The following is a 26,041-nucleotide window of genomic DNA, read 5'->3' as shown; positions in this document are numbered from 1 at the left end:
CGCGAGGGTTTCGTGTGCCCGCAACTTAAGGAATGGAGTTATGCAGACCGAGCAGCGTGAACAGCAGACCATGTCCGGCGCGGAGCTGGTGATCAAGGCGCTTGTAGATCAGGGCGTCGAGGTCATTTTCGGCTATCCGGGCGGCGCGGTACTGCCGATTTACGATGCCCTGTTCAAGCAGAACGCCATTCGCCATGTCCTGGTGCGCCATGAGCAGGGCGCAGTGCATGCGGCGGAGGGCTATGCCCGTTCCACCGGCAAGCCCGGCGTGGTGCTGGTCACCTCCGGCCCTGGCGCCACCAATGCCGTCACTGGCCTCACCGACGCGCTGCTGGATTCGATCCCGATCATCTGCCTCACCGGCCAGGTGGCGACGCATCTGGTCGGCACCGATGCCTTCCAGGAATGCGACACCACCGGCATCACCCGGCCCTGCACCAAGCATAACTACCTGGTGAAGAGCCCGGCCGACTTGGCGCGCATCGTCCATGAAGCCTTCTATGTCGCCACCAATGGCCGGCCCGGCCCGGTGGTGATTGACCTGCCGAAGGACGTGCAGGTGGCGCATGGCCCCTATACCGGCCCGGCCAATGTGCGCCACAAGACCTACAGCCCGCGTGTCGAAGGCGACGACAACAAGATCCGCGAAGCGGTGGCGCTGATGGCGCAGGCCGAACGCCCGGTTTTCTACACCGGCGGCGGCATCATCAATGCCGGCCCGAAGGCCGCCAAGCTGTTGCGCGAATTGGTGAAGCTCACTGGCTTCCCGATCACTTCGACGCTGATGGGCCTGGGCGCCTATCCGGCCACTGACCGGCAGTTCCTCGGCATGCTTGGCATGCACGGCACCTGGGAAGCCAATCATGCCATGCATGATTGCGACGTGATGATCAATATCGGTGCGCGTTTCGACGACCGCATCACCGGCCGCCTCAATGCCTTCTCGCCGGGTTCGAAGAAGATCCATGTCGATATCGACCCGTCGTCGCATAACAAGACGGTGCGGGCTGATCTCTGCATCGTCGGCGATGCCGCCCGCGTGCTGGAACGCATGATCGCGGTGTGGAAGGAAGCCGGCTATAAGCCGAAGGTGAAGGCGCTGGATGCCTGGTGGCAGCAGATCGACCAGTGGCGTGCCCGCGACTGCCTGCGTTTCACCCAGGACGACAAGATCATCAAGCCGCAATACGCCATCCAGCGGCTGTATGAAAAGACCAAGCACCGCGAGACCTTCATCACCACGGAAGTGGGCCAGCACCAGATGTGGGCGGCGCAGTTCTACAAGTTCGATGAACCGAACCGCTGGATGACCTCGGGCGGCCTTGGCACCATGGGGTACGGCCTGCCGGCGGCGATCGGCGCGCAGCTTGGCCATCCCGGCAAGCTGGTGGTGGATATCGCCGGCGAAGCCTCGATCCTGATGAACATCCAGGAGCTCGGCACCGCGGCGCAATACCGTTTGCCGGTGAAGGTGTTCATCCTGAACAACGAATATATGGGCATGGTGCGCCAGTGGCAGGAGTTGCTGCATGGCAGCCGCTATTCCGAAAGCTATTCCGAAGCCCTGCCGGACTTCGTGAAGCTGGCGGAAGCCTTCCATTGCGTTGGTCTGCGCTGCACCAAGCCGGGCGACCTTGATGGCGTGATCGACGAGATGATCAAGATCGACCGCCCGGTATTGGTCGATGTTGCGGTCTCGAAGAACGAGAACTGCTTCCCGATGGTGCCTTCGGGCGCCGCCCATAACGAAATGATCCTGCCCAACCACGGCGACGCTGATCCGGAGCCGGCGGTGAGCGAAGAGGGCATGGCGCTCGTCTGAGCGCTGATCAAGGAATACGGGAAACCATCATCATGTTTGCGCAAGTCACGCTGCCGGTTCAGTCGCATATCCTTTCCGTGCTGGTCGATAACGAGCCCGGCATCCTCGCCCGCGTCGTCGGCCTGTTCTCCGGCCGAGGCTACAATATCGAGAGCCTTACGGTGGCCGAGGTGTCGCATGCCGCCCATCTCTCGCGTATCACCATCGTCACGTCCGGCCCCGATGCGGTGATCGAACAGATCAAGGCGCAGCTTGGCCGCCTGGTGCCGGTGCATAGCGTGCATGATCTGTCGGTCGAAGGCCCGCATATCGCCCGTGAGCTGGCGCTGGTGAAGGTGGCTGGTGTCGGCGACAAGCGGGTCGAATCCTTGCGCATCGCCGATATCTTCCGCGCCCGCGCCGTCGACTCTACCATTGAATCCTTCGTCTTCGAGGTTACCGGCACGCCGGAGAAGATCGATGCCTTCATCAAGCTGATGCAGCCGCTCGGCCTGGTGGAAGTGTCGCGTACCGGCGTGGTCGCGATCAGCCGCGGCCCGCAGGCCCTCTAACCGATCTATTGCAAACCACGACGCATTAAAGGGAGAAGAAACCATGCGTGTGTACTACGACCGCGACGCCGACCTGAACCTGATCAAGGGCAAGAAGGTCGCCATCGTCGGCTACGGCAGCCAGGGCCATGCCCATGCCCAGAACCTCAAGGACAGCGGCGTGAAGAACCTCGCCGTGGCGCTGCGCAAGGGTTCGCCAGGCAACAAGAAGGCCAAGGATGCCGGCTTCAAGACCATGACCCCGGTCGAAGCCGCCAAGTGGGCCGATGTGATCATGGTGCTGACCCCGGATGAAGGCCAGTCGGCTTTGTGGGAGAATGACCTGCGCGACAATATGAAGGAGGGCGCCGCCCTTGCCTTCGCGCATGGCCTGAACATCCACTTCAACCTGATCGAGCCGCGCAAGGACATCGACGTGTTCATGATCGCGCCGAAGGGTCCGGGCCACACCGTGCGCTCCGAATACCTGAAGGGCGGCGGCGTGCCGTCGCTGGTTGCCGTGCACCAGAATGCCTCGGGCAACGCGCTGGAAATCGCGCTCAGCTATGCCTCGGCCAATGGCGGCGGCAAGGCCGGCATCATCGAGACCACTTTCCAGGAAGAATGCGAAACCGACCTGTTCGGCGAGCAGGTGGTGCTCTGCGGCGGCCTGGTCGAACTGATCAAGGCCGGCTACGAGACCCTGGTGGAAGCCGGCTACGCGCCGGAAATGGCCTATTTCGAGTGCCTGCATGAAGTGAAGCTGATCGTGGACCTGATCTACGAAGGCGGCATCGCGAACATGAACTACTCGATCTCCAACACCGCCGAATACGGTGAATACGTTACCGGCCCACGCATCATCACCGCCGAGACCAAGGCCGAGATGAAGCGTGTGCTGGAAGACATCCAGTCGGGCCGTTTCACCCGCAACTGGATGCTGGAGAACAAGGTCAACCAGACCTCGTTCAAGGCCACCCGCGCCAAGATGGCTGCCCATCCGATCGAGGAAGTGGGCACCAAGCTGCGTGGCATGATGCCGTGGATCGCCAAGAACAAGCTGGTCGACAAGAACCGCTCGAACTAAGCGGCATTCCGCTTAACAGGACGGCCGCCGGAGTGATCCGGCGGCCGTTTGCTTTTGTGCGGCCCGCTTATGCTATTGCGACGCCTTCATGCCGCAGCAGCCATTCCTTGCGGTGCAGCCCGCCGCCATAGCCGGAGAGGCTGCCATCGGCACCGATCAGGCGGTGGCAGGGGATCACCACGCTGATCGGGTTGGCGCCATTGGCCAGGCCGACAGCGCGGGCAGAGGCCGGCGACAGCTTGAGCCGTTTCGCCAGCGCGCCATAGGTCAGCGTTTTACCAGCCGGGATGGCGCGCAACGCCTGCCAGATGCGCTGCTGGAATGCCGTGCCCTCGAAGGCGCAGGGCAGGGCATCGATACTGCGCAGATCACCGCAGAAATAGGCCATGAGCTGCTTGCGCAATGCGGCTGGCGCATGGCCCGGCGTCAGGTGCAGGCCAGCTTTGTATTGCCTGACGGCAAGGCGGCGCATGCGCGCCTCATGCTCTTCCCAGTCGAGGATACGCAAATGACCCTGATCGTCGCTGGCGATCAGGGCTGTGCCAATGGGCGTCTTGATTGTATCGAGAGTGAAGGCGGGGTCGCTCATTGCCCGATTGTGGCGGGCAAAAAGCGACAACGAAAGTGCCTGTTCCGGTTCGATCCCGGCGCTTACCTTCGCGATGTTTTCGAGCGACCGCCTCACCATGCGACCGCTGACCGGGCCCTCGCTCAGCCGTCAGATCGGTCTGCTGCAACTCAAGGGTCGGTCGCTTTCCGCGCCTGCCACTGCCCTGGTTGCCGAAATCCGTTTGGCTTTCGCCAAAAGGCGTAAACTTGCTGCGTGAATCTGACGGATTCTGCGTAATCAATCGCCGCAGCCATTCCACATAAATTCGATATAGTCACCAGTAGAATTGTCTCTCAACAAAGCTAATATTGCGCGTTACACAGCAATGCCGCGTTGCCGGCGCAGGACGCCCATGCATGCCGCTTGATGACCGCACCCCGCCTGAAGGCCCTGGCTTCGATGTGCGTATGGAGGAGCGCTTCCGCTCCCGCGCACCGACCACGGTCAAGGTCATCGACTTTACCCGCAAGAGTCTGATCGGGGCCAATTTCGAAGGCCGCGTTCTCACCAAGGCGAAACTCTCCGGCTCGGATCTGACGCGCGCCAGGCTGGCCAAGGCCGATCTGGTGGAAGCCGATCTGTTCGGCGCCAATCTTGAACAAGCCGATCTCAAGCATGCCAACCTGACCAATGCGATCCTGCGCGGTGTCAACCTCAAGGGCGCCAACCTCAATCATGCCAAGCTCAGCGGTGCTGATTTCCGCGGTGGCGTGATGATGGGTGCGCAGGGCGGCCGCACGGGTCTTGAAACCTCCGACCTCACCGACTGCCTGCTGGAATTCGCCAACGCATCGCGTGCCGAGTTTTCCGGCGTCGATCTTTCCGGTGCCAGCATGATTGGTGCCGATCTCTCGGGCGCGAATTTCTTCGGCACCAACCTGCGCAATGCCGACCTGTCACACGCCAATCTCTCCGGCGCCAATCTCGGCGATACCAAACTGATCGGCACCAAGCTGATCGGCACCAATCTGGAAGGCGCTCAGATCGTCAATGCCACGGTCAGCGGCGTAGTCAGCCTCGGCACCGAATTCACCAATGCGGTGATCAAGGGCGTGGCGATCGAGCAACTCACCGCCAGCCCGCCGCTGCTGACCGAGCCGCAGGATTTTCCCGAGTTCCTCAAAAGCGAATTGCTGTTGCATACCGACTGGGTGGAAACGCGCGGCCAGCAGGGCCGCCGGTTGATCCTGAAGGATGCGCAACTGCGCTACTTCAATTTTTCCGGTCTGATGCTGGATGCAGTGGATTTCAGCGGTGCCGATCTTTGCGGCTCGCGTTTTGCCGCAGCCTCGATGAAGCTGACGAACTTCTCAAATGCCAAGCTGATTGGTGCCGATTTTACCGAGGCGCATATCAGTGGCACCAACTTCACCGGCGCGACGTTGCGGCTGTCGAATTTCCGGGGTGCACAAAGCGGCAGCGTGCCGATCTACAGTCCCACCGGGCAATTCACCGGACGGCAGTTCGCAACGAATTTCTCCGGTGCCGATCTGGTGCGGGCCGAACTCGATGGCTTCGACTTATCTGCCTGCGTGAAGTCTTAGGCATAAGTCTGGAGCTTCAGTCTGGGGCTTGAATCATGTCGGTGTGCTGCAGGCCGCCGAAGATCGGTTCAGCGCCAACCGGATGTGCGTTGAGCTTGGCGTTGAAGCAGCGATGCTCGAAGCCATGCTTGTCGAGCACTGTTATCGCCTGTGGCGGATAGCTGCCGTCGGCTGCACGCTGTCCGGTCAGGTAAAAGGCGAGGCGTTCCACCGGCATGTTTAACAGCCGCAACTCGCCAAGGCCATTGATGCGCTCGGATACGGCGGCGAGGAATACTTCCGTGCCGCAGAGCGTGCCGCCATCTGAGATTGGGCGGCGGAAATCTCCGACCAGGATCTGCCCTGCCTTAGCCGCACCGATCAGGCGGGCGACTTCTATGGTGACATTGCCGACGATGAATTCCCCTGCCATGCCGCCATTGGCGCGTGGCTGGCCATACTGGAAATGGCTGCCGATGCCGAGGCAGAGCCGCAGTTCCGGGATCGCCGCAGGCACGCGTGTAGTGCGCTCCAGCGTCTTGAACATCATCACGAACAGCGCGAAGCAGCAGAAGAAATCGATATCCTCGGTGAAGCCCTTGAGCCGGTTCCAGACATAGAAGCCGTCGCCGGTAGTTGTGCGGGCCAGTTCCACCTTGAGGCCGCGCTTGCGGCTTATTTCCTCGGCCAGATTGATGGCGAATTCCAGGGTGGCGAGCTGGGCCGCCTGTTCCGCCGGGCTGCGATGCGAGAAGCCGACAATATCGATCAGCAGCACGGCGCGGTGCTGGGTTAGCGTTACCGCAAAGGCAGCGAAAAGCTCATCGACGCGCTCGGGATGCGCTTCGCCTGGTTCGGTGCCGATGGCCTGGTCGAGCCGGATCTCGATCGGCTGCACATTCAGTTCCTGCGCCACCATGTCGAAGGTATGACCGCCCATCTGGCGGCTGCCGGCGAAGATTCGCGGGTTGGCGGTGTCGGCAAAGAACAGCCGCACCTTGGGCACGGTGATGACTTCGATGCCGAGACGGCTGGGACGCCAGCCGACCAGGGCGTTGCTGCCGAAGCGCCACAGATCGAACAGCACATTGTAGATTTCGCCATAGCCGGCGCTATCGCCGCTGCGTTCGTCGCCTTGCATGCGACCTCGATCGAAGGCCGTGCCTTCGCGTCAAAGCGGGTGTCAGTCGATCTCTTCCAGCGACGGGCCGGCGACTTCGCCCGGCTGTGCACCGGCGGCCTTCACCAGATCGAAGATATGGCGGCGCAGGCTTTTCGAGTCGATGCGGCTGAAGTAGCGCACCAGCTCCATGGCCTGGCGCTGCGATACGCGGCCCGAAGTCTCGGCATCGATCTCATCGACAGCCGGGGTGGCGGCAATCGCGGCGCCTTCATCCATCTGGCCTTCGAAGAAATAGGACGGCGGCACATTCAGGATATGGGCGAATTGCTGCAAGCGGCTAGCGCCGATGCGGTTCATGCCCTTCTCATACTTCTGGATCTGCTGGAAGGTGAGGCCAACCGCTTCGCCCAGCCGGGTCTGGCTGATGCCGGCAAGGGTGCGGGCGGCACGCAGCCGCCGACCGACATGGCTATCGAACTGGTTGGGGCCGCGGCTCTTGGCGCCTTTGGAGCGGCCGGCGATGCTGCCCTCGGTGGTAGTCGGCACGATATTCTCCTTCAAGAGTCAGGCATGCCGGCTTTGGGCGACTAGATTCAACAAGTCTAGACTGTATTTCGTAATTTTCCCACCAGCCGGATGCCTTTGGCATCTTTCAGGGGAGATTTTATCTTTGATTTTAAGGAGTTACGCGTTAATTATCGCTAATATCGAGTCACGCGTTCCTATATCGTTGGTTATGCTCGGCTCGTGGTACCGCAACCATAACCTTTTTAGTTGTATTACCATGAAATTGCCGTAATCGCCCGGCAACCTGACATGGTTAACTGTTCACGCTCTTTTAAGCCCGGCAAAGCACAGTGTTAGGCGTCACCAATCCGTATTGCCGCCATCCCGGCCAGCCGGGATCGCCTTTGCCGAGGACCCGTCGAAGCGTGTACACTATCGCTAAACCACGGAAATATTGGTCGGATCGGGTTAGGCGCGGGCATTGGCGCGCAGCCCGGCCCGTGATCCCCATGGCCGTGGCGGCTATGCGTCAGGGTGGAGAGGGCCTGTCATGAACAGCATTGCAGCAAACAACCTGAGCGGCGAATCGAAAATCGCGGCGCGTGAACGCGTCATTATTTTCGACACTACATTGCGCGATGGCGAGCAATCGCCAGGCTGCTCGATGAATCTGGAAGAGAAGCTGCGCATTGCCGAGACGCTGGAAGCGATGGGTGTTGATGTCATCGAGGCCGGTTTTCCGATTGCATCGAACGGTGACTTCGAAGCCGTGCATGAAATTGCCAAGCGGGTGAAGAATTCCGTGGTCTGCGGGCTCAGCCGCGCCGGTCGCAAGGATATCGACCGCGCCTGGGAAGCATTGCAGCCGGCGAAGCGCGCCCGCATTCACACCTTCATCTCCACCAGCCCGCTGCATATGAAGTACAAGCTGCAGATGGAGCCGGATGCGGTGCATCAGGCTGTGATCGATTCCGTCACCCATGCGCGCAATCTTTGCGACGATGTCGAGTGGAGTTGCGAGGACGGCACCCGCTCTGATCCCGACTTCCTTTGCCGCCTGATCGAGAGCGCGATCAAGGCCGGCGCACGCACCATCAATGTGCCTGATACGGTCGGTTACACCGTGCCGGCGGAATATACACGACTGATGCGCTATCTCATCGAAAACGTGCCAAACAGTGATTTGGCGCGCTTTTCGGCGCATTGCCATAATGATCTCGGCTTGGCTGTCGCGAATTCGCTGGCGGCCGTCATCGGCGGCGCGCGGCAGGTGGAATGCACTATCAACGGCATCGGCGAACGCGCCGGCAATGCCGCGCTGGAAGAGATCGTGATGGCGCTGCGCACGCGCGGCGATGCGATGGCTTTCGATACCGGTATCCGCACCACCGATATCACCAAAGCGTCGCGGCTGCTCTCCTCGGTCACCGGCTTCAACGTGCAGCCGAACAAGGCCATCGTCGGCGCCAATGCCTTCGCGCATGAAAGCGGCATCCACCAGGATGGCATGCTGAAGCATGCCGGCACTTACGAGATCATGACGCCGGAATCGGTCGGCCTGAATCGTTCGACCCTGGTGATGGGCAAGCATTCCGGCCGCCATGCCTTCCGCAAGAAGCTGGAGGAGCTCGGCTTCCAGCTTGCCGACAACCAGCTCAACGATGCCTTCGCGCGATTCAAGGATCTCGCCGACCGCAAGAAAGATGTGTTCGACGAGGATCTGGTGGCGCTGGTGGACGACACCACGGGCCGCGAGAATGACCGCATCCGCTTCCAGAGCCTGCAGGTGGTGGCCGGTTCCAAGGGGCCGCAATCGGCGGAACTGGAACTCGAGATCGATGGCAAGCCGGCCGCCGTGAAGGCCACCGGCAACGGCCCGGTGGATGCCACGTTCAATGCCATCAAGGCGCTTTATCCACACGACGCCAAGTTGCAGCTCTATCAGGTCCATGCGGTTACCGAAGGCACCGATGCTCAGGCCGAGGTGACGGTGCGACTCGCCGAAGGCGGCAAAACCGTGAACGGACAGGGCGCCGATGCCGATACCCTGGTGGCTTCGGCCCGTGCGTATATCCATGCGTTGAACAAGCTGCTGGTGAAGCGGGAGAAAACCGCGCCGGCTGCACTGAGTGCGTAATCCCCTGGCGTTAAGGCCGCGGAAATAGCGGGGGCGAAGCCTTGCTTATCCAGTCCTGACGCCGCATAACGGCCCGAATATCCGGTTCAAGAGGTGAAGTGTCGATGTTTTCGCGATTGATGGGTTTCATGTCGGCCGATATGGCCATCGACCTCGGCACGGCCAACACGCTGGTCTACGTGAAGGGCCGTGGCATTGTGCTGAACGAGCCCTCGGTGGTGGCGATCAGCAATGTGCGCGGCAAGAAGGAAGTGCTGGCCGTGGGCGACGAGGCCAAGCAGATGCTGGGCCGTACCCCGGGCAACATCGAGGCCATCCGTCCGCTGCGCGACGGCGTCATCGCCGACTTCAATGTCGCCGAGGAAATGATCAAGCACTTTATCCGCAAGGTGCATAACCGCCGCAGCTTTGCCTCGCCGCAGGTCATCATCTGCGTGCCGTCGGGTTCCACCGCCGTGGAGCGCCGCGCCATCATGGAATCCGCCGAGTCGGCAGGCGCGCGCCGCGTGCAGTTGATCGAGGAGCCGATGGCTGCCGCGATCGGCGCTGGCCTGCCGGTCACCGAGCCGACCGGTTCGATGGTGGTGGATATCGGCGGCGGCACCACCGAAGTGGCGGTGCTTTCGCTGGGCGGCATCGTTTATTCGCGCAGCGTGCGCGTCGGTGGCGACAAGATGGATGAGGCGATCATCGCCTATATCCGCCGCAACAATAACCTGCTGGTGGGCGAGGCCTCGGCCGAGCGCATCAAGAAGCAGATCGGTTCCGCCTGTCCGCCGGAAGAGGGCAATGGCCTTTCGATGGAGATCAAGGGCCGCGATCTGATGAACGGTGTGCCGAAGGAACTGGTGATCAACCAGCGCCAGATCGCCGAAAGCCTGGCCGAGCCTGTTGGTGCCATTGTCGAGGCAGTGAAGGTGGCGCTGGAACATACCGCGCCGGAACTCGCCGCTGATATCGTAGACAAGGGCATCGTGCTTACCGGCGGCGGCGCGCTGCTTGGCAATCTCGATCTGGTGCTGCGGCATGCCACCGGCCTGCCGGTGACCATTGCCGATGAGCCGTTGTCCTGCGTGGCGCTGGGCACCGGGCGTGCGCTGGAAGGCATGAAGACGACATTCAAGCAGGTGCTCTACAATCCCTCCTACTAGGCTGGGATAGGAGCGGGGGCCGCAACCAGGGGACTGGATTTAATAGGGGCTTAGATGCGGTTGAGGAGTGGACGTGGCATGGGGCTGGCTGCGCCGATCAAGGCGCTGGCGCAGCGTTTTGCTTTCCTCTTGCTCGTCGGTGCCGCGCTCGGCCTGATCCTGCTGAGCCGCATCGACCGCCCGGCCGTGGAGCGCGTGCGCGCCGTCACCGCCGATATCTTCGAGCCTGTGCTGTCGGCGGTCTCGCAGCCCATCGCCTTCGTCGGCAACATTGTCGGCATCGTCGACGATCTGCTGTTCGCCCATGAGGAAAACGTCCGGCTGCGTGTCGAGAATGCCCGCCTGCTGCAATGGCAGGACGTGGCCCGCCGCCTGGAACAGGACAATGCCAGCCTGCGCCGTCTGCTTGCTGCCGGCCCGGATCTCAGCCACAGCTTCGTCACCGGTCGTGTCATCGCCGATGGCGGCGGCCCCTTCGTGCGCACCGCGCTGATCAATATCGGCGCCAAGGAAGGCGTGAAGAAGGGCCAGGCCAGCATCGGCGAGGGTGGCTATGTCGGCCGCGTTGCCGAGGTCGGCCAGCGCGCGGCGCGCATCCTGCTGCTCACGGACTTGAATTCGCGCCTGCCGGTGATGATCCAGGAAGGCGGGCACCGCGCCGTGCTGGCGGGCGACAACTCGCCGCAGCCGAAGCTGGAATACCTGCCCGCCGGCGCCAAGCCGCAGGTCGGCCAGATGGTCGTCACCTCCGGCGATGGCGGCCAGTTCCCGGCCGGCATCCCGGTCGGCGAAATCGTTTCCGCCTCGGAAGGCAATGTGCGGCTGCGGCCCTTTGTCGATCTGGGCCGGCTGGATTTCCTGCGCGTGGTGCAGTTCGACGAAACCCGGCTGGATACCGAGGAGGCGCCGCGGCCCGCCGCGCGTAAGCCGTGACCCTGATTTCTGGGGCGCAGCCATGAAGCCCCTGGCGAATGCAACCCGACGGATGCGCGGGTTCCTGCCCATCGTTTCCTGCCTGCTGCTGGTCGCGGTCGGCCTGGCCCCGGTTGGCCTGCCGTATTTCGCCACCGTCTCCCCGGCGCTTGCCCTGATGGCGGTATTTTACTGGAGCATCTTCCGCGCCGACCTGATGTCGATGCTGGGCGCTTTCCTGATCGGCCTGGTGGTTGATCTGATCACTGCCGGCCCGCTCGGCCTCAACGCGCTGATCCTGCTGCTGACCCACGAACTCGGTGTGTCGCAGCGCCGCGTCTTCCTCGGTTCCTCCTTTCTGGTCAATTGGTGGGCCTTCGCGTTGGTCGCCATCGGCGCCAGCCTAATCGGCTGGGTGGTGGCGAGCCTGCTGCACTGGCAGATCCATGCCTTCCGTCCGCTGCTGGCGCAGCTCCTGCTTTCGCTAGGCCTCTATCCGGCGATCTACTGGCTGCTGAGCCGTTTGGAGCAGCGCTATCTGCGCCCCGGTCTGCCTACATGAGTAGGGCGGCGACATGAACCGGCGCGACCAGGATCTGCAACGCGTGTTCACCCGCCGGGCGCTGATGCTCGGCGTCGGCCAATTGGCCCTGTTCGGCGCCCTGGCCGGGCGGCTGTATTATTTGCAAGTCCTCGAATCCGGTCGTTACACGCTGCTCTCGGATGAGAACCGCATCTCGATGCGGCTGTTGCCGCCGCGCCGCGGCCGCGTGCTCGACCGCTTCGGCACCGAACTCGCCTCCAACCGGCGCAATTACCGCGTGCTGATCGTGGCCGAGCAGGCGCGCAATGTCGATGCCACGCTGACCAAGCTGGCCGATCTGATCCATATCGATGATACCCAGCGCGCCCGCGTGAAGCGCGAGGTTGAGCGGCGGCGCAAATTCGTGCCGGTGGTGGTGGCGGAAAACCTCTCCTGGGAGGATTTCGCTCGCATCAACCTGCATTCCCCGGACCTGCCCGGCGTGCAGCTCGATGTTGGCGAGACGCGCGACTATGGCATGGGCGCGGTGTTCAGCCATGTCGTCGGCTATGTCGGCGCTGTGGCGGAAAACGAGCTTGGCGATGATCCGCTGCTGGAATTGCCAGGCTTCCGCATCGGCAAGAGCGGTATCGAGAAGCTGTTCGACGAGGATATGCGCGGTCGCGCCGGCCACAGCCAGATCGAGGTCAACGCCTATGGCCGCGCCATCCGCGAGCTGGACCGCACCGATGGCCTCACCGGCGACGATGTGGTGCTGACCATCGATGCCGAACTGCAGCGTTTCACCGCCGAGCGGCTGAAGGATGAAAGTGCGGCAGCCGTGGTGATGGATGTGCATACCGGCGAAGTGCTGACGCTGGTGTCGAATCCCGGTTTCGATCCGAATTGGTTCAATGTCGGCATCACCACGGCGCAGTGGCGCCAGCTCAACGGCGACAAATACCGCCCGCTGACCAACAAAGCGGTGCAGGGCCAGTACCCGCCCGGTTCCACCTTCAAGATGGTGGTGGGCCTGGCCGCATTGGAAGCTGGCGCCGTCACGCCCGATAGCCGTGTGTTCTGCCCCGGCCATATGGAATTCGGCAACAACACCTTCCATTGCTGGAAGAAGGGCGGCCATGGCAGCATGAATCTGGTGCAGGCCCTGGAAGAGAGCTGCGACGTCTATTTCTACGAAGCTGCCCGCCGCATCGGTGTCGACAAGATCGCCGACATGGCCAAGCGGCTCGGCCTTGGCGATGTCAGTGGCCTGGATGTTACCGGCGAGCGCCGCGGCCTGATCCCGACCCGTGCCTGGAAGCAGGGCGCTCTGGGCCAGCCCTGGGCGCAAGGCGAAACCCTGGTGGTCGGCATCGGCCAGGGCTATGTGCTGGCAACGCCACTGCAGCTTTGTGTCATGACAGCACGGCTGGCCAATGGCGGCTATGCGGTGCGACCGCGCCTGGTGCGGCATGACGATGTGCTGGGCCCGTCGCCGGAACAGCGCCCCGCCAGCCAGCTTTACAATTCACTCAATATCAAGCGCGAACATCTCGAGGTGGTTCAGGAGGGCATGGTGCGTGTCACCACGCCGCCGCGCGGCACCGCCCACGGCGCCCGCATCACCCAGCCGCAATTCGCCATGGCCGGCAAGACCGGCTCCAGCCAGGTGCGCCGCATTTCCAAGGCGGAACGCGATACCCGTGTGCGCAAGAACGAAGAAAAGCCCTGGGAAGAGCGCGACCACGCCTTGTTCGTGGCCTATGCCCCGATCGGCAATCCACGCTATTGCATTGCCGTGATCGTCGAGCATGGCGGTTCCGGCTCCAAGGCGGCGGCGCCGATTGCCCGCGACATCCTGCTGGAAACCCAGCGCCTCGACCCCTCGCGCCGCAACCGCGCGCCCGGCCCGCCGCCTGGCACCACTGCCGATACGCCGTCAGCGCCGCAACCGGCGCCGGCGCCGAAGCCGCGGGAGGGCTGAGCATGCGCCGTACCTCCCTGCTCAGCCGTGGCAACGACCTCACTTTTGGCCGCAAGCTGCGCGATATCACCTGGGGCCTGGTGCTGCTGATCTGCATGATCGCTAGCGTCGGCTTCATCCAGCTTTACTCGGCTGCCGGCGGCGATATCGATCCCTGGGCCGACCGCCAGATGCTGCGCTTTGCCATCGGCCTCTGCGTCATGACCATCATCGCGATCACCGATATACGCGTCTGGATGCGGGCGGCCTATCTGTTCTACGCCGTGGCCCTGGTGCTGTTGGTGGCCGTCGAACTGGTTGGCCGTGTCGGCATGGGGGCGCAGCGCTGGCTTGATCTCGGCGTCATCCATATCCAGCCTTCCGAGATCATGAAGATTTCCATTGTGCTGGCCCTGGCGCGCTACTTCCATGGCCTGTCGCATGAGGAAGTCGGCATGATCCGCTGGCTGTTCATCCCGCTGGGCCTGGTGGTTGCGCCGGTGGTGCTGGTGATGAAGCAGCCTGATCTTGGCACCGCCATGCTGCTTCTCGCCACTTCGGGCGCGGTGTTCTTCTATGCCGGCGTGCGATTGTGGAAATTCCTGCTGGTGATCATCGCAGGCGGTTCGGCATTACCGATTGCCTGGAACCTGATGCACGATTACCAGCGCAAACGCGTGCTCACCTTCATGAACCCGGAGCAGGATCCGCTCGGCGCCGGCTATCACATCCTGCAATCCAAGATCGCGCTTGGTTCCGGCGGCTTCATGGGCAAGGGTTTTCTGCAGGGCAGCCAGAGCCACTTGAGTTTCCTGCCGGAAAAGCAGACCGACTTCATCTTCACCATGCTGGCGGAAGAACAGGGTCTGGTCGGCGCGCTCGGCCTGATCACGCTCTATATCCTGGTGCTGGCCTACGGCTATGCCATCGCCATGCGCTCGCGCAACCAGTTCGGTCGCCTAGTGGCCGGCGGCCTCACCACCATGCTGTTCCTCTATGTCTTCATCAACATCGCCATGGTGTCCGGCATGGTGCCGGTGGTGGGCGTGCCGTTGCCGCTGGTCAGCTATGGTGGCACGGCGATGATGACGCTGCTGATCGGTATCGGCCTGCTGATTGGCGTCTATGTCCACCGCGACGTGGAAATCCCCAGGCATATGAGCGGCTTATAGGTTATCCCCAGGGCATGAATTTGCCCTGCTGATAGCCCTTGCAATCGCTGCGAATCCGAGTATCTTCCGCGCCGGATTTGACTGGGCGCATAGCTCAGTTGGTAGAGCAGCTGACTCTTAATCAGCGGGTCCCAGGTTCGAGCCCTGGTGCGCCCACCATTCCCCCTCGGGAATGACTTCCAGTCGATCCACTCCACAAAATCAGGCGCTCAGACTGCCGGTTTCGGCAATCTTACGCGCAGCGCGCGCGGCTCCACGGCATAGTCGATGGGGCCGGGCAGCATGTCGATTTCGCCGTCATTGGCGACCGGCTTGGGCCGCGGGAAGTCGATACGCAGGCGGTCGGCCTTGATCACTTCCAGGCGCGGGTCGCTGTCCAGCGTGCCGAGGAACAGCTTGGCCAACTGGCTGGCCGAGCCGAGCCAGTTGTTTTCATGCGAGATATAAACATTGAGTTCGCCGCTCTGCAGGTCGGGGCGGCCGAAAAGCTGCCCGGCACGGAATTCATAGGCACCCACCGCCACCACGATGGCGGGCGAGAGTATCTCACGCCGCTGGCCCTGATGCTGAATGGCGATCTGCATCATGCGGTGGCGGCGCACCGCGCGCCACGCGGCACGCAGCATGGCGCCCCATTTGCTCAAGCCCCAGAGACGGCGACGGCGTTCGCGGTCCACCACCATGTCCGGGTAGAGGCCGAGTGCCGACTTGTTGAGGAACAGTCGGTCGTTGATCCGGCCGAGATCGATGGCGGTAACATCACCCTGGCAGAGCGCCGCCACGGCATGCTCGATTTCCAGCGGAATATTGAGGTCGCGGGCCAGCAGGTTCATGGTGCCGAGCGGCAGTACGCCGAGGATGCCGCCTTGCTGGTTGCCACGTTTTTTAAGCAGTTCCGCCGCGCTGCGCAAAGTGCCATCGCCGCCGCCGACCCAGACTTCCTCGGCCTCATTGGCGGCGCGGTGCAAGGTGCCTTGCAGCGCCTCCGGTGGCACTACATGCACGCGCATATCGGTCTGGCCTTGGGCCAGGGCGGCCTCGCGGATCAAGTCGCCAAGCGCCTCCGGGCCATAGCGACGTGCTGTGCCTGAGGCGGCGTTTATCACCACTTGCGTGGCCATGCCGTTACCAGGGCAACAGGTCGGCGATGCCGGTGCCGGCACGCCAGGCGGCAAGGCCGAGGCCGACGCAGATGCCGGTGCTGATCAGGCCCAGTGTCTGGCCCGCCAGCACGCCGAGCCCGTCGCGGGTCAGCAGGCCAAGCGCGATCAGGATGATGCCAACAGCGAAGGGCGCGTTGGCAAACGGGATCGGCAGCGCCAGACCGATGGCCTGAATCATAATGCCGAGCAGCGCCAAGGCCAGGCCGAGGCCGCCAAGCATCCAGGTCAGGCGCGGGCGGAAATGGCGTTCCACCCAGCGCAGGCGGGGAATCGTGTAGCGCAGGAAGCGGTCGAGGAAGCCGCTCGATAGCTCGCGCCGGGCCAGCATGCCGGGCAGCAGGGCCTGGCCATGGTCGCGCCGCAGCAGCAGGGCCAGCAGCATGCCGCCGGCAATTGCCACGATCAGCGAGCCGGTGAGGAAGCCAAGCGGCAGGCCCGGCGATGGCATCAGCCCGAGCAGGCCGAGGAACAGCAGCAGTAGCAGGGCCGAGCGTTCGGCGAACAATTCGGCGGCCTCCGCCAGCGTCACCGGGCGGTCGCGGCCGAGGCGGCGCAGCTTGGCCAGATCACGGGCGATCGAGGCCGGGCGTTGTCCCACGGCGTTGTTCGGGGCGCTGCCGGTGGCAGGGGATTGCATAATCATGTCCGTTACTTGGCCCGGAAATTGGGGCGGGATCATGGCGGCCCGGTGACGCTTGTTAGGAGCTTGTTAAACTTTGCAGACTCGCCTCGGACCCGCCTTGCCGGGTAGGATGCGGCCATGAGCATCGCGCCGCGCTTCTTCGCTGCCCTGGGCACCGTGCCGCATGCCGAGCGGCTGGCTTTCCTGACTCAGGATGTGCGCGCCGCCGGCACGGTATTCGGTTTCTATGGTGCCGCCGCTGCGATCGGTGCGCGGCCGACCGAGATGGCGCTGATCGTGGTGCGCCGCTACCGGCCCGAGGATCTGCACCGCCAGGTGGTGCTGGTGTTCCAGCAGGATCGTAAATTCGCCGAGGCTTTGTCCAAGCTCTATGCCGCCCATGGCAAGCCGCTGGGTTTCGAGGGTCAGTACCGCTGGTGCGCGATTCCGGAACCAGCCTTCATGGCGCCGGAAACCTTTGCCTTGCTGGCGCAGCGTTTCCCCACCCTGCTAATGATTGAGGAGCAGGAGGAGAAGGCGCGGATCGTGGTCTACGGCTCGGAAGGCTTCAAGCAGCGCCCGCCGCTGAAATTAGCACCGCTGCCCAAGCCGGCACCGCCGAAGCCGCAGATCGCCGTGCCGCCGCCGAAGCCGAAGGCACCGCCGGCTGCCGCTAAAGTCGTGCCGCTGCGCCCCTTCGCGGCGCCGCCCGGAGCCAACCGCGCGCCGCTGCCGCCGCTGCCGCTCAGCCGCCGCCGCCGGCTGCGCAGCGTGGTGGCGCTGAACGAGAAGGTGGAACGCCAGGTGGTGAACGAGTTCCGCCGCCTGCTGACCGTGCTGGCCTATTACGGCTAAAGCGGTTCCGTCCGCATATAGCGGCCATCCTGGTAGACCAGCGGCGCGATGGCGTCGCGGGTTTGCACCCGCAGCACCCGGCCGATGAAGATGCCGTGCGAGCCATAGGCATGCACGGCTTCCACGGCGCAGAAGATATTGGCCTGGGCATCGTGCAGGTAGGGCACGGCCTCGTCATCGTCGCGCCAGTCGCCGGTATTGAACCGGGCTTCGCCTTCGGCGCCGCCGCTGCAGATTTCCGAAATCGGCTGCTGCCCGGTATGCAGCAGGTTGATGCAGAAGCGGTTGCCGAGGCCCAGATGAGCATGCAAAGCCGCCGAGCGGTTGACGCAGGCGAGCAGGGCTGGTGGTGCGGCCGAGACCGACGTGACCGCCGTAGCGGTCATGCCGCAGCGCCGGCCCAGCGGGTCGCGGGCCGACAGCACAGTGACCGTGGCGGCGAGCCGGCGCATGGCGGCGCGGAAGTCGCCATCCAGACCAGGGGGGGAGGCAGGAAAGCAGGGGTCAGACATGGCCCCAAGATGCGGCTGATTCGCAAATAGCGCAATCTTTTCGGCGGCTTGACTTCGCTGGGCAGGCCACCATCTTGCAAACCGGACCAAAATGGTCTTATTTGCGCGCGAACAAGCAACCCGAATACGCAAAGGTGGAACCGGATTATGCTGCGGCTCAGCCGATTGGCGGATTATGGCGTGATGGTGATGGCCCATGTGGCTGCCGCCCCCGCCGCCGTGCATACGGCGGATGCCGCCGCTGCCGCCACCGGCCTGCCGGGGCCGACGGTGGCCAAGCTGATGGCCAAGCTGTGCCGCGCCGGCCTGCTTGCGTCCCAGCGCGGTGCGCGGGGTGGCTATTCGCTCAGCCGCGAGCCGCAGGCGATGACGGTGGCCGATATCGTCTCGGCGCTGGATGGCCCAATCGCGCTGACGCAATGTTCCGAACACCAGCCGAGCGCCTGCGACCGCGAAAACCTCTGCGTCTCGCGGCGCGGCATCCACAAGATCAACAGCGCCATCCGTCAGGCGCTGGAATCGGTCAGCCTCGCCGAACTGGCGCGGCCGGCCTACGACTTCATGCAGCCGCCAGCCGAGCGACCGGCGGCGAGCCGCCCGACTTGAACCAGTAGCAGCCCAGGTGCCCCATGCCTGCCGCCCTTGAAACCATCGACACCGTCGCCAAGCTTGGCGACTACAAATACGGCTTCGTCACCGACATCGAATCCGAGGTTCTGCCCAAGGGTCTGAACGAGGATGTGGTGCGCTTCATTTCGGCCAAGAAGAACGAGCCGGAATGGATGCTGGAATGGCGCCTCAAGGCTTTCCGGATGTGGCAGAAGATGGAAGACCGCGAGCCGACCTGGGCGCGCGTCAGCTATCCCAAGATCGATTTCCAGGACATCCACTACTACGCCTCGCCGAAGCAGAAGAAGGGCCCGAAAAGCCTGGACGAAGTGGATCCCGAACTACTCGCCACCTATGAAAAGCTCGGCATCCCGCTGCGCGAGCGCGAAGCCCTGCTCGGCATCGAGAGGGAAGGCGGCAGCAACATCGCCGTGGACGCGGTGTTCGACAGCGTTTCGGTCGCCACCACCTTCAAGGGCAAGCTGAAGGAGATGGGCATCATCTTCTGCTCGATGTCGGAGGCGATCCGCGAGCATCCTGAACTGGTGCAGAAGTATCTCGGCTCTGTGGTGCCGATGGCGGACAACTATTACGCCACGCTGAACTGCGCGGTGTTTTCGGACGGCAGCTTCGTCTATGTGCCGCCGGGCGTGCGTTGCCCGATGGAGCTTTCCACCTATTTCCGCATCAACGAGGCCAAGACCGGCCAGTTCGAGCGCACGCTCATTGTCGTCGATAAGGGCGCCTATGTGTCCTACCTCGAAGGCTGCACCGCGCCGATGCGTGATGACAACCAGCTTCACGCGGCGGTGGTCGAGCTGGTGGCGATGGAAGACGCCGAAATCCGCTATGCCACGGTGCAGAACTGGTATCCGGGCGACAAGAACGGCAAGGGCGGCATCTACAATTTCGTCACCAAGCGCGGCGCCTGTCGCGGTGCGCGCTCGAAGATTTCCTGGACCCAGGTCGAGACCGGTTCGGCGATCACCTGGAAATATCCGTCCGTGATCCTGCAGGGCGACGACAGTGTCGGCGAGTTCTACTCGGTGGCGGTGGCGAACAATGCGCAGCAGGCTGATACCGGCACCAAGATGATCCATCTCGGCGCCAACACCAAGTCGACCATCATTTCCAAGGGCATCTCCGCCGGCCGGGCGCAGAATACTTATCGCGGCCTGGTGCGGATGCAGGGCGGCGCCAAGAATGCGCGCAACTACTCGCAATGCGACAGCCTGCTGATCGGCGACAAGTGCGGCGGCCATACCGTGCCGTATATTGAAGTGCGCAACCGCTCCGCCAAGGTGGAGCATGAAGCCACCACCTCGCGCATTTCCGACGACCAGTTGTTCTATTGCCGCCAGCGCGGCCTCTCGGCGGAAGATGCCGTGTCAACCATCGTCAACGGCTTCTGCAAGGATGTGCTGCAGAAGCTGCCCATGGAATTCGCCGTCGAGGCGCAGAAGCTTCTGGGCGTCAGCCTCGAAGGCTCGGTAGGTTAAGGATGAGTGCCATGCTTGAGATCAAGAACCTGCATGCCCGTGTTGATGGCAAGGACATCCTGCGCGGCATCGACCTAGTGATGCGACCCGGCGAGATCCACGCCATCATGGGGCCGAACGGCTCGGGCAAGTCCACGCTCTCCTATGTGCTGGCCGGCCGCGATGGCTACGAGGTCACTCAAGGCGACGTCCTGTTCAATGGCCAGAGCCTGCTGAGCATGGAGCCTGAGGAACGCGCCCGCGAAGGCGTGTTCCTGGCCTTCCAGTATCCGGTGGAGATTCCCGGCGTCGCCAACGCGGTGTTCCTGCGCTCCGCCGTCAATGCCGTGCGCAAGCATCGCGGCATACCGGAACTGGATGCCATGAGCTTCCTGAAATTGGCGCGAGCCAAGATGAAGCAGTTGCAGATGGACGAGAAGTTCCTGCAGCGCCCGGTGAATGTCGGCTTCTCTGGCGGCGAGAAAAAGCGCAACGAAGTGTTCCAGATGCTGATGCTGGAGCCGAGCCTGATGCTGCTGGACGAGACCGACAGCGGCCTCGATATTGATGCGCTGAAGATCGTTGCCGAGGGCGTCAATGCGCTGCGCGGCCCGGAGCGTTCCGCCCTGGTGATCACCCATTACCAGCGTCTGCTGGATTACATCGTGCCCGATCATGTGCATGTGCTGGCCAAGGGCCGCATCGTGAAGTCGGGCGGCAAGGAACTGGCGCTCGAACTCGAGGCCAAGGGCTATGCCGATATCGTGTCGGAGGCGGCGTGAGCGGTTTCGCCGACCATATCGCCACGTTGCAGGCGGAACTGCCGGCTTTGCCCGCCGCGCAGGCCCTGCGCAGGAGCGGGCTGGCCGATCTGCGCCGCACCGGGCTCCCGGGCCGCAAGGTCGAGGCGTGGAAATTCACTTCGCTGCAGCCGGTGGAAAAGCGCGGCTGGCGCCTGGCTGCCAATGGCGCTGCGCCCTTTGCAGCACCGCTGCCCCAAGGCGTGAAGCTGGTGCCAATCGCCGAGGCCCTGGCTGAGCAGGGCGAGGCCCTGGCCAAGGCCCTGGCGCCTGCGGGCCATGAGCCGGCCGATGCCCTGGTCTCGCTGAACGCGGCCTTGCTCAGGGATGGTTGGCTGCTGGATGTGGCGCCCGGCGTGCAGTTGCCGAAGCCGATCCATCTCGATCTGCGCAATGATGATGCCGATGGCCTGGCCAATATCACCTGCCTGCTGCGGCTCGGCGACGGCGCTTCCGCTGCTTTGTTTGAAAGCCATGAAGGCGGTGGCTTTTCCAACAGCCGCATCAAGATCGAACTGGCGCCGGGCGCGAGGTTGTTCCATGCCCGTTTGCAGCGCCAGGCTGCCGATGCCTACCATGCCGGCCTCACCGAAGCGCGGCTTGGTGCTGGTGCCGAATACCGCCATATCTCGCTGATGCTGGGTGCTGCCATTGCACGCCACGAATTGGCGGTAACGCTGGCAGGCGAGGGCGCGCAGCTAGACGCCCAGGGCCTGAGCCTGGCGCGTGGCAAGGCGCATCTCGATCACACCTTGCGGCTGGCGCATGAGGCGCCGGGCTGCAACAGCAACCAGTTGTTCAAGAATGTGGTCGACGATCACGGCCATGCCGTGTTCCAGGGCCGCATCCGTGTGGCGCCGGGCGCACAGCAGACCGATGCGCAGCAGCTCTGCCGCACGCTGCTGCTCTCCGACGATGCCGCCATCGACACCAAGCCCGAGCTTGAGATCCTGGCCGACGACGTGAAATGCAGCCATGGCGCCACGGTTGGCGACCTGGATGCCAACATGCTGTTCTATCTCCGCGCCCGTGGCATCGATGCGGCCCTGGCCCGCCGCCTGCTGCTGGAAGGCTTCGCTGCCGAAATCCTGGAGGCGATCCCGGCCGGCGACCTGCGGCTGCCCTTCATTGCCGCGCTTGAAGATTGGTTCGCCGCATGAGTGCCAAGCTGAATAGCATTCCCACCGGCTTTGATGTCGAGCGCATTCGCCAGGATTTCCCGATCCTGTCGCAGCAGGTCTATGGCAAGCCGCTGGTATTCCTCGATTCAGGTGCCAGCGCGCAGAAGCCGCAGGTGGTGATCGACGCCATGAGCCGGGCTTTTGCCACGCAATATGCCAATGTGCATCGCGGCATCTACCAGCTCAGCCAGCTCGCTACCGATGCCTATGAGGCGGCGCGTGAGAAGGTGCGGGCCTTCATCAATGCCGGCGATCTGCGCGAAGTGGTGTTCACCCGGAATGCCACGGAAGCGGTCAATCTGGTGGCCAATTCCTATGGCTTCGGCCTGCTCAAGCCGGGCGACGAAGTGCTGATCAGCCACATGGAGCACCATGCCAATATCGTGCCCTGGCAGTTGCTGCGCGACCGCCATGGCATCGTGCTGAAAGTGGCGCCGGTGCTGGATGACGGCAGCCTCGACATGGCTGGCTTCAAGGCGCTGCTCGGGCCACGCACCAAGCTGGTTGCCATCGCCCATGTTTCCAATGTGCTTGGCACCGTCAATCCGGTGGCCGAGATCATCCGGCTGGCCCATGCCGCCGGCGCCCATGCACTGATCGATGGCAGCCAGGCGGTGCAGCACATGCCTGTGGATGTGCAGGCCCTGGATGCCGACTTCTACGTCTTCACCGGCCACAAGCTTTACGGCCCCACCGGCATCGGTGTGCTGTACGGCAAGGCCGCCTTGCTGGAAGCCATGCCGCCCTGGCAGGGCGGTGGCGACATGATCCTCTCGGTCACTTTCGAGAAGAACGAATGGGCCGATCTGCCGCATAAATTCGAAGCCGGCACGCCTGCTTTCATCGAGGCCGTGGGGCTTGGCGCCGCCATCGACTATGTGCAGTCGGTCGGGATCGAACAGATCGCCGCCCATGAGCATGATCTGCTGCTCTATGCCACGGCGAAGCTGAAAGAGATCAACAGCCTGCGCATCATCGGCGAGGCGCCGGAAAAGGGTGCGGTGATTTCCTTCGTACTCGAAGGCATCCACGCCCATGATGTCGGCACCATTCTCGACCGCGAGGGCATCGCGGTGCGGGTCGGCCAGCATTGCGCCCATCCGCTGATGGAGCGTTTCGGCGTCAATGCCACGGTGCGGGCGAGTTTCGGCATGTACAACACCCGGGCGGAAGTGGATGCGCTCTGCGCCGGGCTGAAGCGGGTGATGGAGATTTTCGGCTGATGGGCGCGAAGGCGAAAAAGCCGGCGGTTGCGCCGGAACAGATCCGGGACCAGGTGATCGAGGCGCTGAAAACCGTCTACGACCCGGAAATCCCGGTTAACATTTTCGAATTGGGCCTTATATACAAAGTGGATGTGAACGACGACACCCACGATGTTGCCATCGAGATGACGCTTACTTCGCCCAATTGCCCGGCCGCGCAGTCGATGCCGGGCGAAGTCGAGGTCAAGGCGCGCGAGGTAGAGGGTGTCGGCGAAGTCACGGTCGAGGTCGTGTGGGATCCACCGTGGACGCAGGAAAACATGTCCGAGGCAGCCCGCCTCGAACTTGGTATGATGTAAAATTGGGCATGATGTAAGGGTGACGTCATGAGCATGGATACACAACAGACTGAGGCGCCGAAGCCGGTGCGTCGCGCATTGCCGCCGCCGGTGACGCTCACCGAGGCTGCCGCAGAGCGCGTGCGCACACTGATCGCGCGCAGCGACAAGCCGGTGCTCGGCCTGCGCATCGGGGTCAAGACCAAGGGCTGCTCCGGCATGGCCTACGATGTGACCTATGCCGAGGAAAAGGCCAAGTTCGATGAGGAAGTGACCGACAAGGGCGTCACCATTTTCATCGACCCGAAGGCGCAGATGTTCATTTTCGGCACCGAGATCGACTGGGTGGAGGACAAGCTGCAGGCCGGCTTCGTGTTCCGCAATCCCAACGAAAAGGGCCGCTGCGGCTGCGGCGAAAGCTTCCACGTTTAAAGTGGCGTCAGGGCTTTTCTCGATAGTTCGGTAATTTCAGAAAAATAAGCCTGATTTCAGGTGGCGTGGCATTTGCCCGCCTCTCGGATCAGGAAGCCGCCTGCACCTGCGGCGCCGGCTGGCGGCGCTTGTAGATCACGTAGCGGTCGAATTCCATGAGCTGGTCATAGTCCTCGAACCGCTTGGCGAACAGCGGGTTGCGCAGGAAATAGTCGAGGTAGTCGAACACCTCGCCCTGGCAGCGCGGGATGCCGGCCACCTTGTCGACGATCAGCAGCGCCGGCTTCTTCTTGTAGAAATCCTCAGCCACCGAGCGGAACACGAAGGATTCGCCCCGGCTCATGGCTTCCGGCGGATTATACAGTGGCGCGAATTCCGAGCAGTCGGCATAGGCGCCCTGCAGCACCCACATGCTCTCGAAGCGCATGGTCATGCGGGCGCCGGCATAGTTCATGATCGGGAAATGCGGGTAGATGCCGGGCGAGAGCACCAGCACGCGGTTGTTGTAGGCCTCCTGCTTGATGATATGCAGCAGGCGCGGCACTTCCGAATTGGCGTATTCGAGTTGCTTGAAGAAGGGCCGCGTATGCAGGCCTTCCTGGTAGAATACCAGCAGCATCAGCGCGGCAGCGAACAGGCGCGGGCCCTGCTGGCGCGGCTGGCCGCCGACGATGGTGCGGCGCGGCCACACCTGGTGGTCCATGACATGGGCGATGATCACGGCGGCGAGCAGCAGGGTGAGCGCCTGCGCCGGCATCGCCTGGTAGGGCCAGCCCTTGCCCTGGGCATAGGCGGAGAACAACGCGCCGAGGCCGGCGAGCCAGATCACGCGGGCCAGATCCGAGCGGATGGCGAACCAGGCCGGAATGCCGAGCAGCGGCAGGATCACGGTTGGGGGCCCAAGATGCGGCCCGGTGATCAGGTTCAGCCAGTCAGTGTCGCTGACCACGGAATAGAATTCGCGCGCAATCGGCAGCGCGATGGTGAAGTATTCCGGCGTCACGAACAGCGCGAACAGTGCATGCGCCACGCCCACCGACAGCATGCTCCAGGGCACCGGATCACGCAGTTCGGCCCGCCAGCCGCGCCGCGCCAGTATGTAGATTTCCACCAGGGCCGGGATGGCGATGAAGTAGGGCTTGATGCAGAAACCCAATCCGGCCAGCAGGGCTGTGGTGATGCGCAATCGCTGGCTCAGGCTTTCGCCTTGGGCGCGGCCGGAGGCGACCAGCAGATAGGGTATGCAGAGCACCAGCAGGATATGTTCGCGCTGGCCGAAGGTCTGGTTCGGAAACACGATCAGCAGGAACAGCAGCAGCAGCGGCAGCAGGGCGTCGGCGGTGGCATGCGCCGGGTCGAGGCTGGCGGCCAGCACCCAGCGGCAGGTCAGGTAGGAGGCGGCAATGCCGATGGCGAGGCAGACCACCAGCAACGTGGTGCCAGGCAGGCCGGTGACTTTCGCCAGCGCTTCGGGCAGCAGATGCAGCACAAAGGTCAGTGGCGTGTTCATGTCGATGGCATCGACATAGAGCTTGCCGCCCTCGAGCCAGACCTTGGAGATATAGAGCAGCACCGCCGTGTCATGATTGATCGGCGGGAAGAAGTAACCGACGATCCAGGCAGTGCAGAGCACCAGCAGGAAGCCATAGAGCAGGCGAGACCAGTCCAGCCGCATCAGCAGCGGACGGCTGGGGTCGCGGCGCTCCAATGCCATGTTGGCAGGCGGCAGGTCGGCGGGCTGGATATGGCTCATGCTATCGTTACGCCCCCTCCAGGGGGCCGGGAC

At 63.2% G+C, this 26,041-nt stretch carries 25 protein-coding genes and 1 tRNA gene; 19 read left to right on the top strand and 7 right to left on the bottom strand.

From position 1 onward, the window contains the following. Nucleotides 1–40 precede the first annotated feature (40 nt). Genes V6B08_RS14865 through ilvC form a run of 3 tightly spaced genes read left to right on the top strand, consistent with a single transcriptional unit; the run spans nucleotide 41 to nucleotide 3,439 of the window. Nucleotides 41–1,822, top strand: coding sequence for an acetolactate synthase 3 large subunit (locus tag V6B08_RS14865; protein ID WP_341982244.1), 1,782 nt, complete (start codon nucleotides 41–43; stop codon nucleotides 1,820–1,822). A gap of 32 nt (nucleotides 1,823–1,854) precedes the next feature. Continuing rightward, the gene (gene ilvN, locus V6B08_RS14860) at nucleotides 1,855–2,373 is read left to right on the top strand and encodes an acetolactate synthase small subunit (RefSeq protein WP_341982242.1); all 519 of its coding nucleotides are present in this window, start codon (nucleotides 1,855–1,857) and stop codon (nucleotides 2,371–2,373) included. A gap of 43 nt (nucleotides 2,374–2,416) precedes the next feature. Then, nucleotides 2,417–3,439, top strand: coding sequence for a ketol-acid reductoisomerase (gene ilvC / locus V6B08_RS14855; protein WP_341982240.1), 1,023 nt, complete (start codon nucleotides 2,417–2,419; stop codon nucleotides 3,437–3,439). A 67-nt stretch (nucleotides 3,440–3,506) separates the two neighbouring features. Here ilvC and V6B08_RS14850 read toward each other — a convergent pair whose 3' ends face one another. After that, on the bottom strand, nucleotides 3,507–4,028 hold the full coding sequence (locus V6B08_RS14850; protein ID WP_341982238.1) for a methylated-DNA--[protein]-cysteine S-methyltransferase: 522 nt from the start codon (nucleotides 4,026–4,028) through the stop codon (nucleotides 3,507–3,509). 377 nt (nucleotides 4,029–4,405) lie between these two features. Here V6B08_RS14850 and V6B08_RS14845 point away from each other — a divergent pair, with 377 nt between their 5' ends. Beyond that, on the top strand, nucleotides 4,406–5,593 hold the full coding sequence (locus V6B08_RS14845; RefSeq protein ID WP_341982236.1) for a pentapeptide repeat-containing protein: 1,188 nt from the start codon (nucleotides 4,406–4,408) through the stop codon (nucleotides 5,591–5,593). A 16-nt stretch (nucleotides 5,594–5,609) separates the two neighbouring features. On the opposite strand, the gene V6B08_RS14840 is transcribed toward V6B08_RS14845, so the two are convergent. After that, nucleotides 5,610–6,713, bottom strand: coding sequence for a nucleotidyl cyclase domain-containing protein (locus V6B08_RS14840; RefSeq protein WP_341982234.1), 1,104 nt, complete (start codon nucleotides 6,711–6,713; stop codon nucleotides 5,610–5,612). 42 nt (nucleotides 6,714–6,755) lie between these two features. Beyond that, on the bottom strand, nucleotides 6,756–7,241 hold the full coding sequence (locus V6B08_RS14835) for a helix-turn-helix domain-containing protein (protein WP_341982232.1): 486 nt from the start codon (nucleotides 7,239–7,241) through the stop codon (nucleotides 6,756–6,758). A gap of 511 nt (nucleotides 7,242–7,752) precedes the next feature. Here V6B08_RS14835 and V6B08_RS14830 point away from each other — a divergent pair. From V6B08_RS14830 to V6B08_RS14800, 7 genes are all read left to right on the top strand, one after another. Next, complete coding sequence (locus tag V6B08_RS14830; protein ID WP_341982230.1) at nucleotides 7,753–9,339, top strand: 2-isopropylmalate synthase; 1,587 nt, start codon at nucleotides 7,753–7,755, stop codon at nucleotides 9,337–9,339. A 104-nt stretch (nucleotides 9,340–9,443) separates the two neighbouring features. After that, on the top strand, nucleotides 9,444–10,490 hold the full coding sequence (locus V6B08_RS14825) for a rod shape-determining protein (protein WP_341983492.1): 1,047 nt from the start codon (nucleotides 9,444–9,446) through the stop codon (nucleotides 10,488–10,490). Nucleotides 10,491–10,568: 78 nt separating this feature from the next. Then, nucleotides 10,569–11,423: a rod shape-determining protein MreC gene (gene mreC, locus V6B08_RS14820; RefSeq protein ID WP_341982227.1), complete on the top strand. Its 855-nt coding sequence runs from the start codon at nucleotides 10,569–10,571 to the stop codon at nucleotides 11,421–11,423. Nucleotides 11,424–11,445: 22 nt separating this feature from the next. Then, nucleotides 11,446–11,964: a rod shape-determining protein MreD gene (gene mreD / locus V6B08_RS14815; RefSeq protein ID WP_341982225.1), complete on the top strand. Its 519-nt coding sequence runs from the start codon at nucleotides 11,446–11,448 to the stop codon at nucleotides 11,962–11,964. Nucleotides 11,965–11,977: 13 nt separating this feature from the next. Continuing rightward, entirely contained in the window at nucleotides 11,978–13,909 is a 1,932-nt protein-coding gene (gene mrdA / locus V6B08_RS14810; protein WP_341982223.1) for a penicillin-binding protein 2, read from the top strand. A 2-nt stretch (nucleotides 13,910–13,911) separates the two neighbouring features. Then, a complete protein-coding gene (rodA, locus tag V6B08_RS14805; protein ID WP_341982221.1) occupies nucleotides 13,912–15,060 on the top strand; it encodes a rod shape-determining protein RodA in 1,149 nt (382 codons plus the stop codon). A gap of 83 nt (nucleotides 15,061–15,143) precedes the next feature. After that, nucleotides 15,144–15,219: transfer RNA gene (locus V6B08_RS14800), tRNA-Lys, on the top strand. 50 nt (nucleotides 15,220–15,269) lie between these two features. Here V6B08_RS14800 and V6B08_RS14795 read toward each other — a convergent pair. Together V6B08_RS14795 and V6B08_RS14790 are read right to left on the bottom strand one after the other, a co-directional pair. Then, complete coding sequence (locus tag V6B08_RS14795) at nucleotides 15,270–16,181, bottom strand: diacylglycerol/lipid kinase family protein (RefSeq protein WP_341982219.1); 912 nt, start codon at nucleotides 16,179–16,181, stop codon at nucleotides 15,270–15,272. A gap of 4 nt (nucleotides 16,182–16,185) precedes the next feature. After that, nucleotides 16,186–16,866, bottom strand: coding sequence for an exopolysaccharide biosynthesis protein (locus V6B08_RS14790; RefSeq protein ID WP_341982218.1), 681 nt, complete (start codon nucleotides 16,864–16,866; stop codon nucleotides 16,186–16,188). A gap of 117 nt (nucleotides 16,867–16,983) precedes the next feature. Here V6B08_RS14790 and V6B08_RS14785 point away from each other — a divergent pair, with 117 nt between their 5' ends. Continuing rightward, complete coding sequence (locus tag V6B08_RS14785; RefSeq protein ID WP_341982215.1) at nucleotides 16,984–17,700, top strand: hypothetical protein; 717 nt, start codon at nucleotides 16,984–16,986, stop codon at nucleotides 17,698–17,700. On the opposite strand, the gene V6B08_RS14780 is transcribed toward V6B08_RS14785, so the two are convergent. Beyond that, nucleotides 17,697–18,212, bottom strand: a complete 516-nt coding sequence (locus tag V6B08_RS14780; protein ID WP_341982213.1) for a flavin reductase family protein — start codon at nucleotides 18,210–18,212, stop codon at nucleotides 17,697–17,699. The two genes, V6B08_RS14785 and V6B08_RS14780, sit on opposite strands and share 4 nt — an antisense overlap. A 147-nt stretch (nucleotides 18,213–18,359) precedes the next feature. Here V6B08_RS14780 and V6B08_RS14775 point away from each other — a divergent pair, with 147 nt between their 5' ends. The 7 genes from V6B08_RS14775 to V6B08_RS14745 are packed head-to-tail and all read left to right on the top strand — an operon-like array spanning nucleotide 18,360 to nucleotide 24,255. Continuing rightward, on the top strand, nucleotides 18,360–18,818 hold the full coding sequence (locus V6B08_RS14775) for an SUF system Fe-S cluster assembly regulator (protein ID WP_341982212.1): 459 nt from the start codon (nucleotides 18,360–18,362) through the stop codon (nucleotides 18,816–18,818). 23 nt (nucleotides 18,819–18,841) lie between these two features. Continuing rightward, complete coding sequence (gene sufB / locus V6B08_RS14770; RefSeq protein WP_341982210.1) at nucleotides 18,842–20,320, top strand: Fe-S cluster assembly protein SufB; 1,479 nt, start codon at nucleotides 18,842–18,844, stop codon at nucleotides 20,318–20,320. Nucleotides 20,321–20,331: 11 nt separating this feature from the next. Continuing rightward, entirely contained in the window at nucleotides 20,332–21,081 is a 750-nt protein-coding gene (gene sufC, locus V6B08_RS14765) for a Fe-S cluster assembly ATPase SufC (RefSeq protein ID WP_341982208.1), read from the top strand. Further along, nucleotides 21,078–22,259 carry a Fe-S cluster assembly protein SufD gene (sufD, locus tag V6B08_RS14760; RefSeq protein WP_341982206.1) on the top strand — a complete coding sequence of 394 codons (1,182 nt, stop codon included), beginning with the start codon at nucleotides 21,078–21,080 and terminating at the stop codon, nucleotides 22,257–22,259. Before sufC ends, sufD begins: the two co-directional genes overlap by 4 nt. After that, entirely contained in the window at nucleotides 22,256–23,503 is a 1,248-nt protein-coding gene (locus V6B08_RS14755) for an aminotransferase class V-fold PLP-dependent enzyme (protein ID WP_341982204.1), read from the top strand. The genes sufD and V6B08_RS14755 overlap by 4 nt, the downstream gene beginning before the upstream one ends. Next, nucleotides 23,503–23,844: an SUF system Fe-S cluster assembly protein gene (locus V6B08_RS14750; RefSeq protein WP_341982202.1), complete on the top strand. Its 342-nt coding sequence runs from the start codon at nucleotides 23,503–23,505 to the stop codon at nucleotides 23,842–23,844. Before V6B08_RS14755 ends, V6B08_RS14750 begins: the two co-directional genes overlap by 1 nt. A gap of 33 nt (nucleotides 23,845–23,877) precedes the next feature. Then, a complete protein-coding gene (locus tag V6B08_RS14745) occupies nucleotides 23,878–24,255 on the top strand; it encodes a HesB/IscA family protein (protein ID WP_341983490.1) in 378 nt (125 codons plus the stop codon). 88 nt (nucleotides 24,256–24,343) lie between these two features. On the opposite strand, the gene V6B08_RS14740 is transcribed toward V6B08_RS14745, so the two are convergent. Continuing rightward, complete coding sequence (locus tag V6B08_RS14740; RefSeq protein WP_341982200.1) at nucleotides 24,344–26,008, bottom strand: hypothetical protein; 1,665 nt, start codon at nucleotides 26,006–26,008, stop codon at nucleotides 24,344–24,346. Nucleotides 26,009–26,041: the final 33 nt, after the last annotated feature.

It is taken from the genome of Ferrovibrio sp. MS7 (assembly GCF_038404985.1).
Lineage (GTDB): Bacteria > Pseudomonadota > Alphaproteobacteria > Ferrovibrionales > Ferrovibrionaceae > Ferrovibrio > Ferrovibrio plantarum.
The sequence above is the reverse complement of the archived record's forward strand: the minus strand, read 5'-3'. Positions and strand labels throughout refer to the sequence as shown.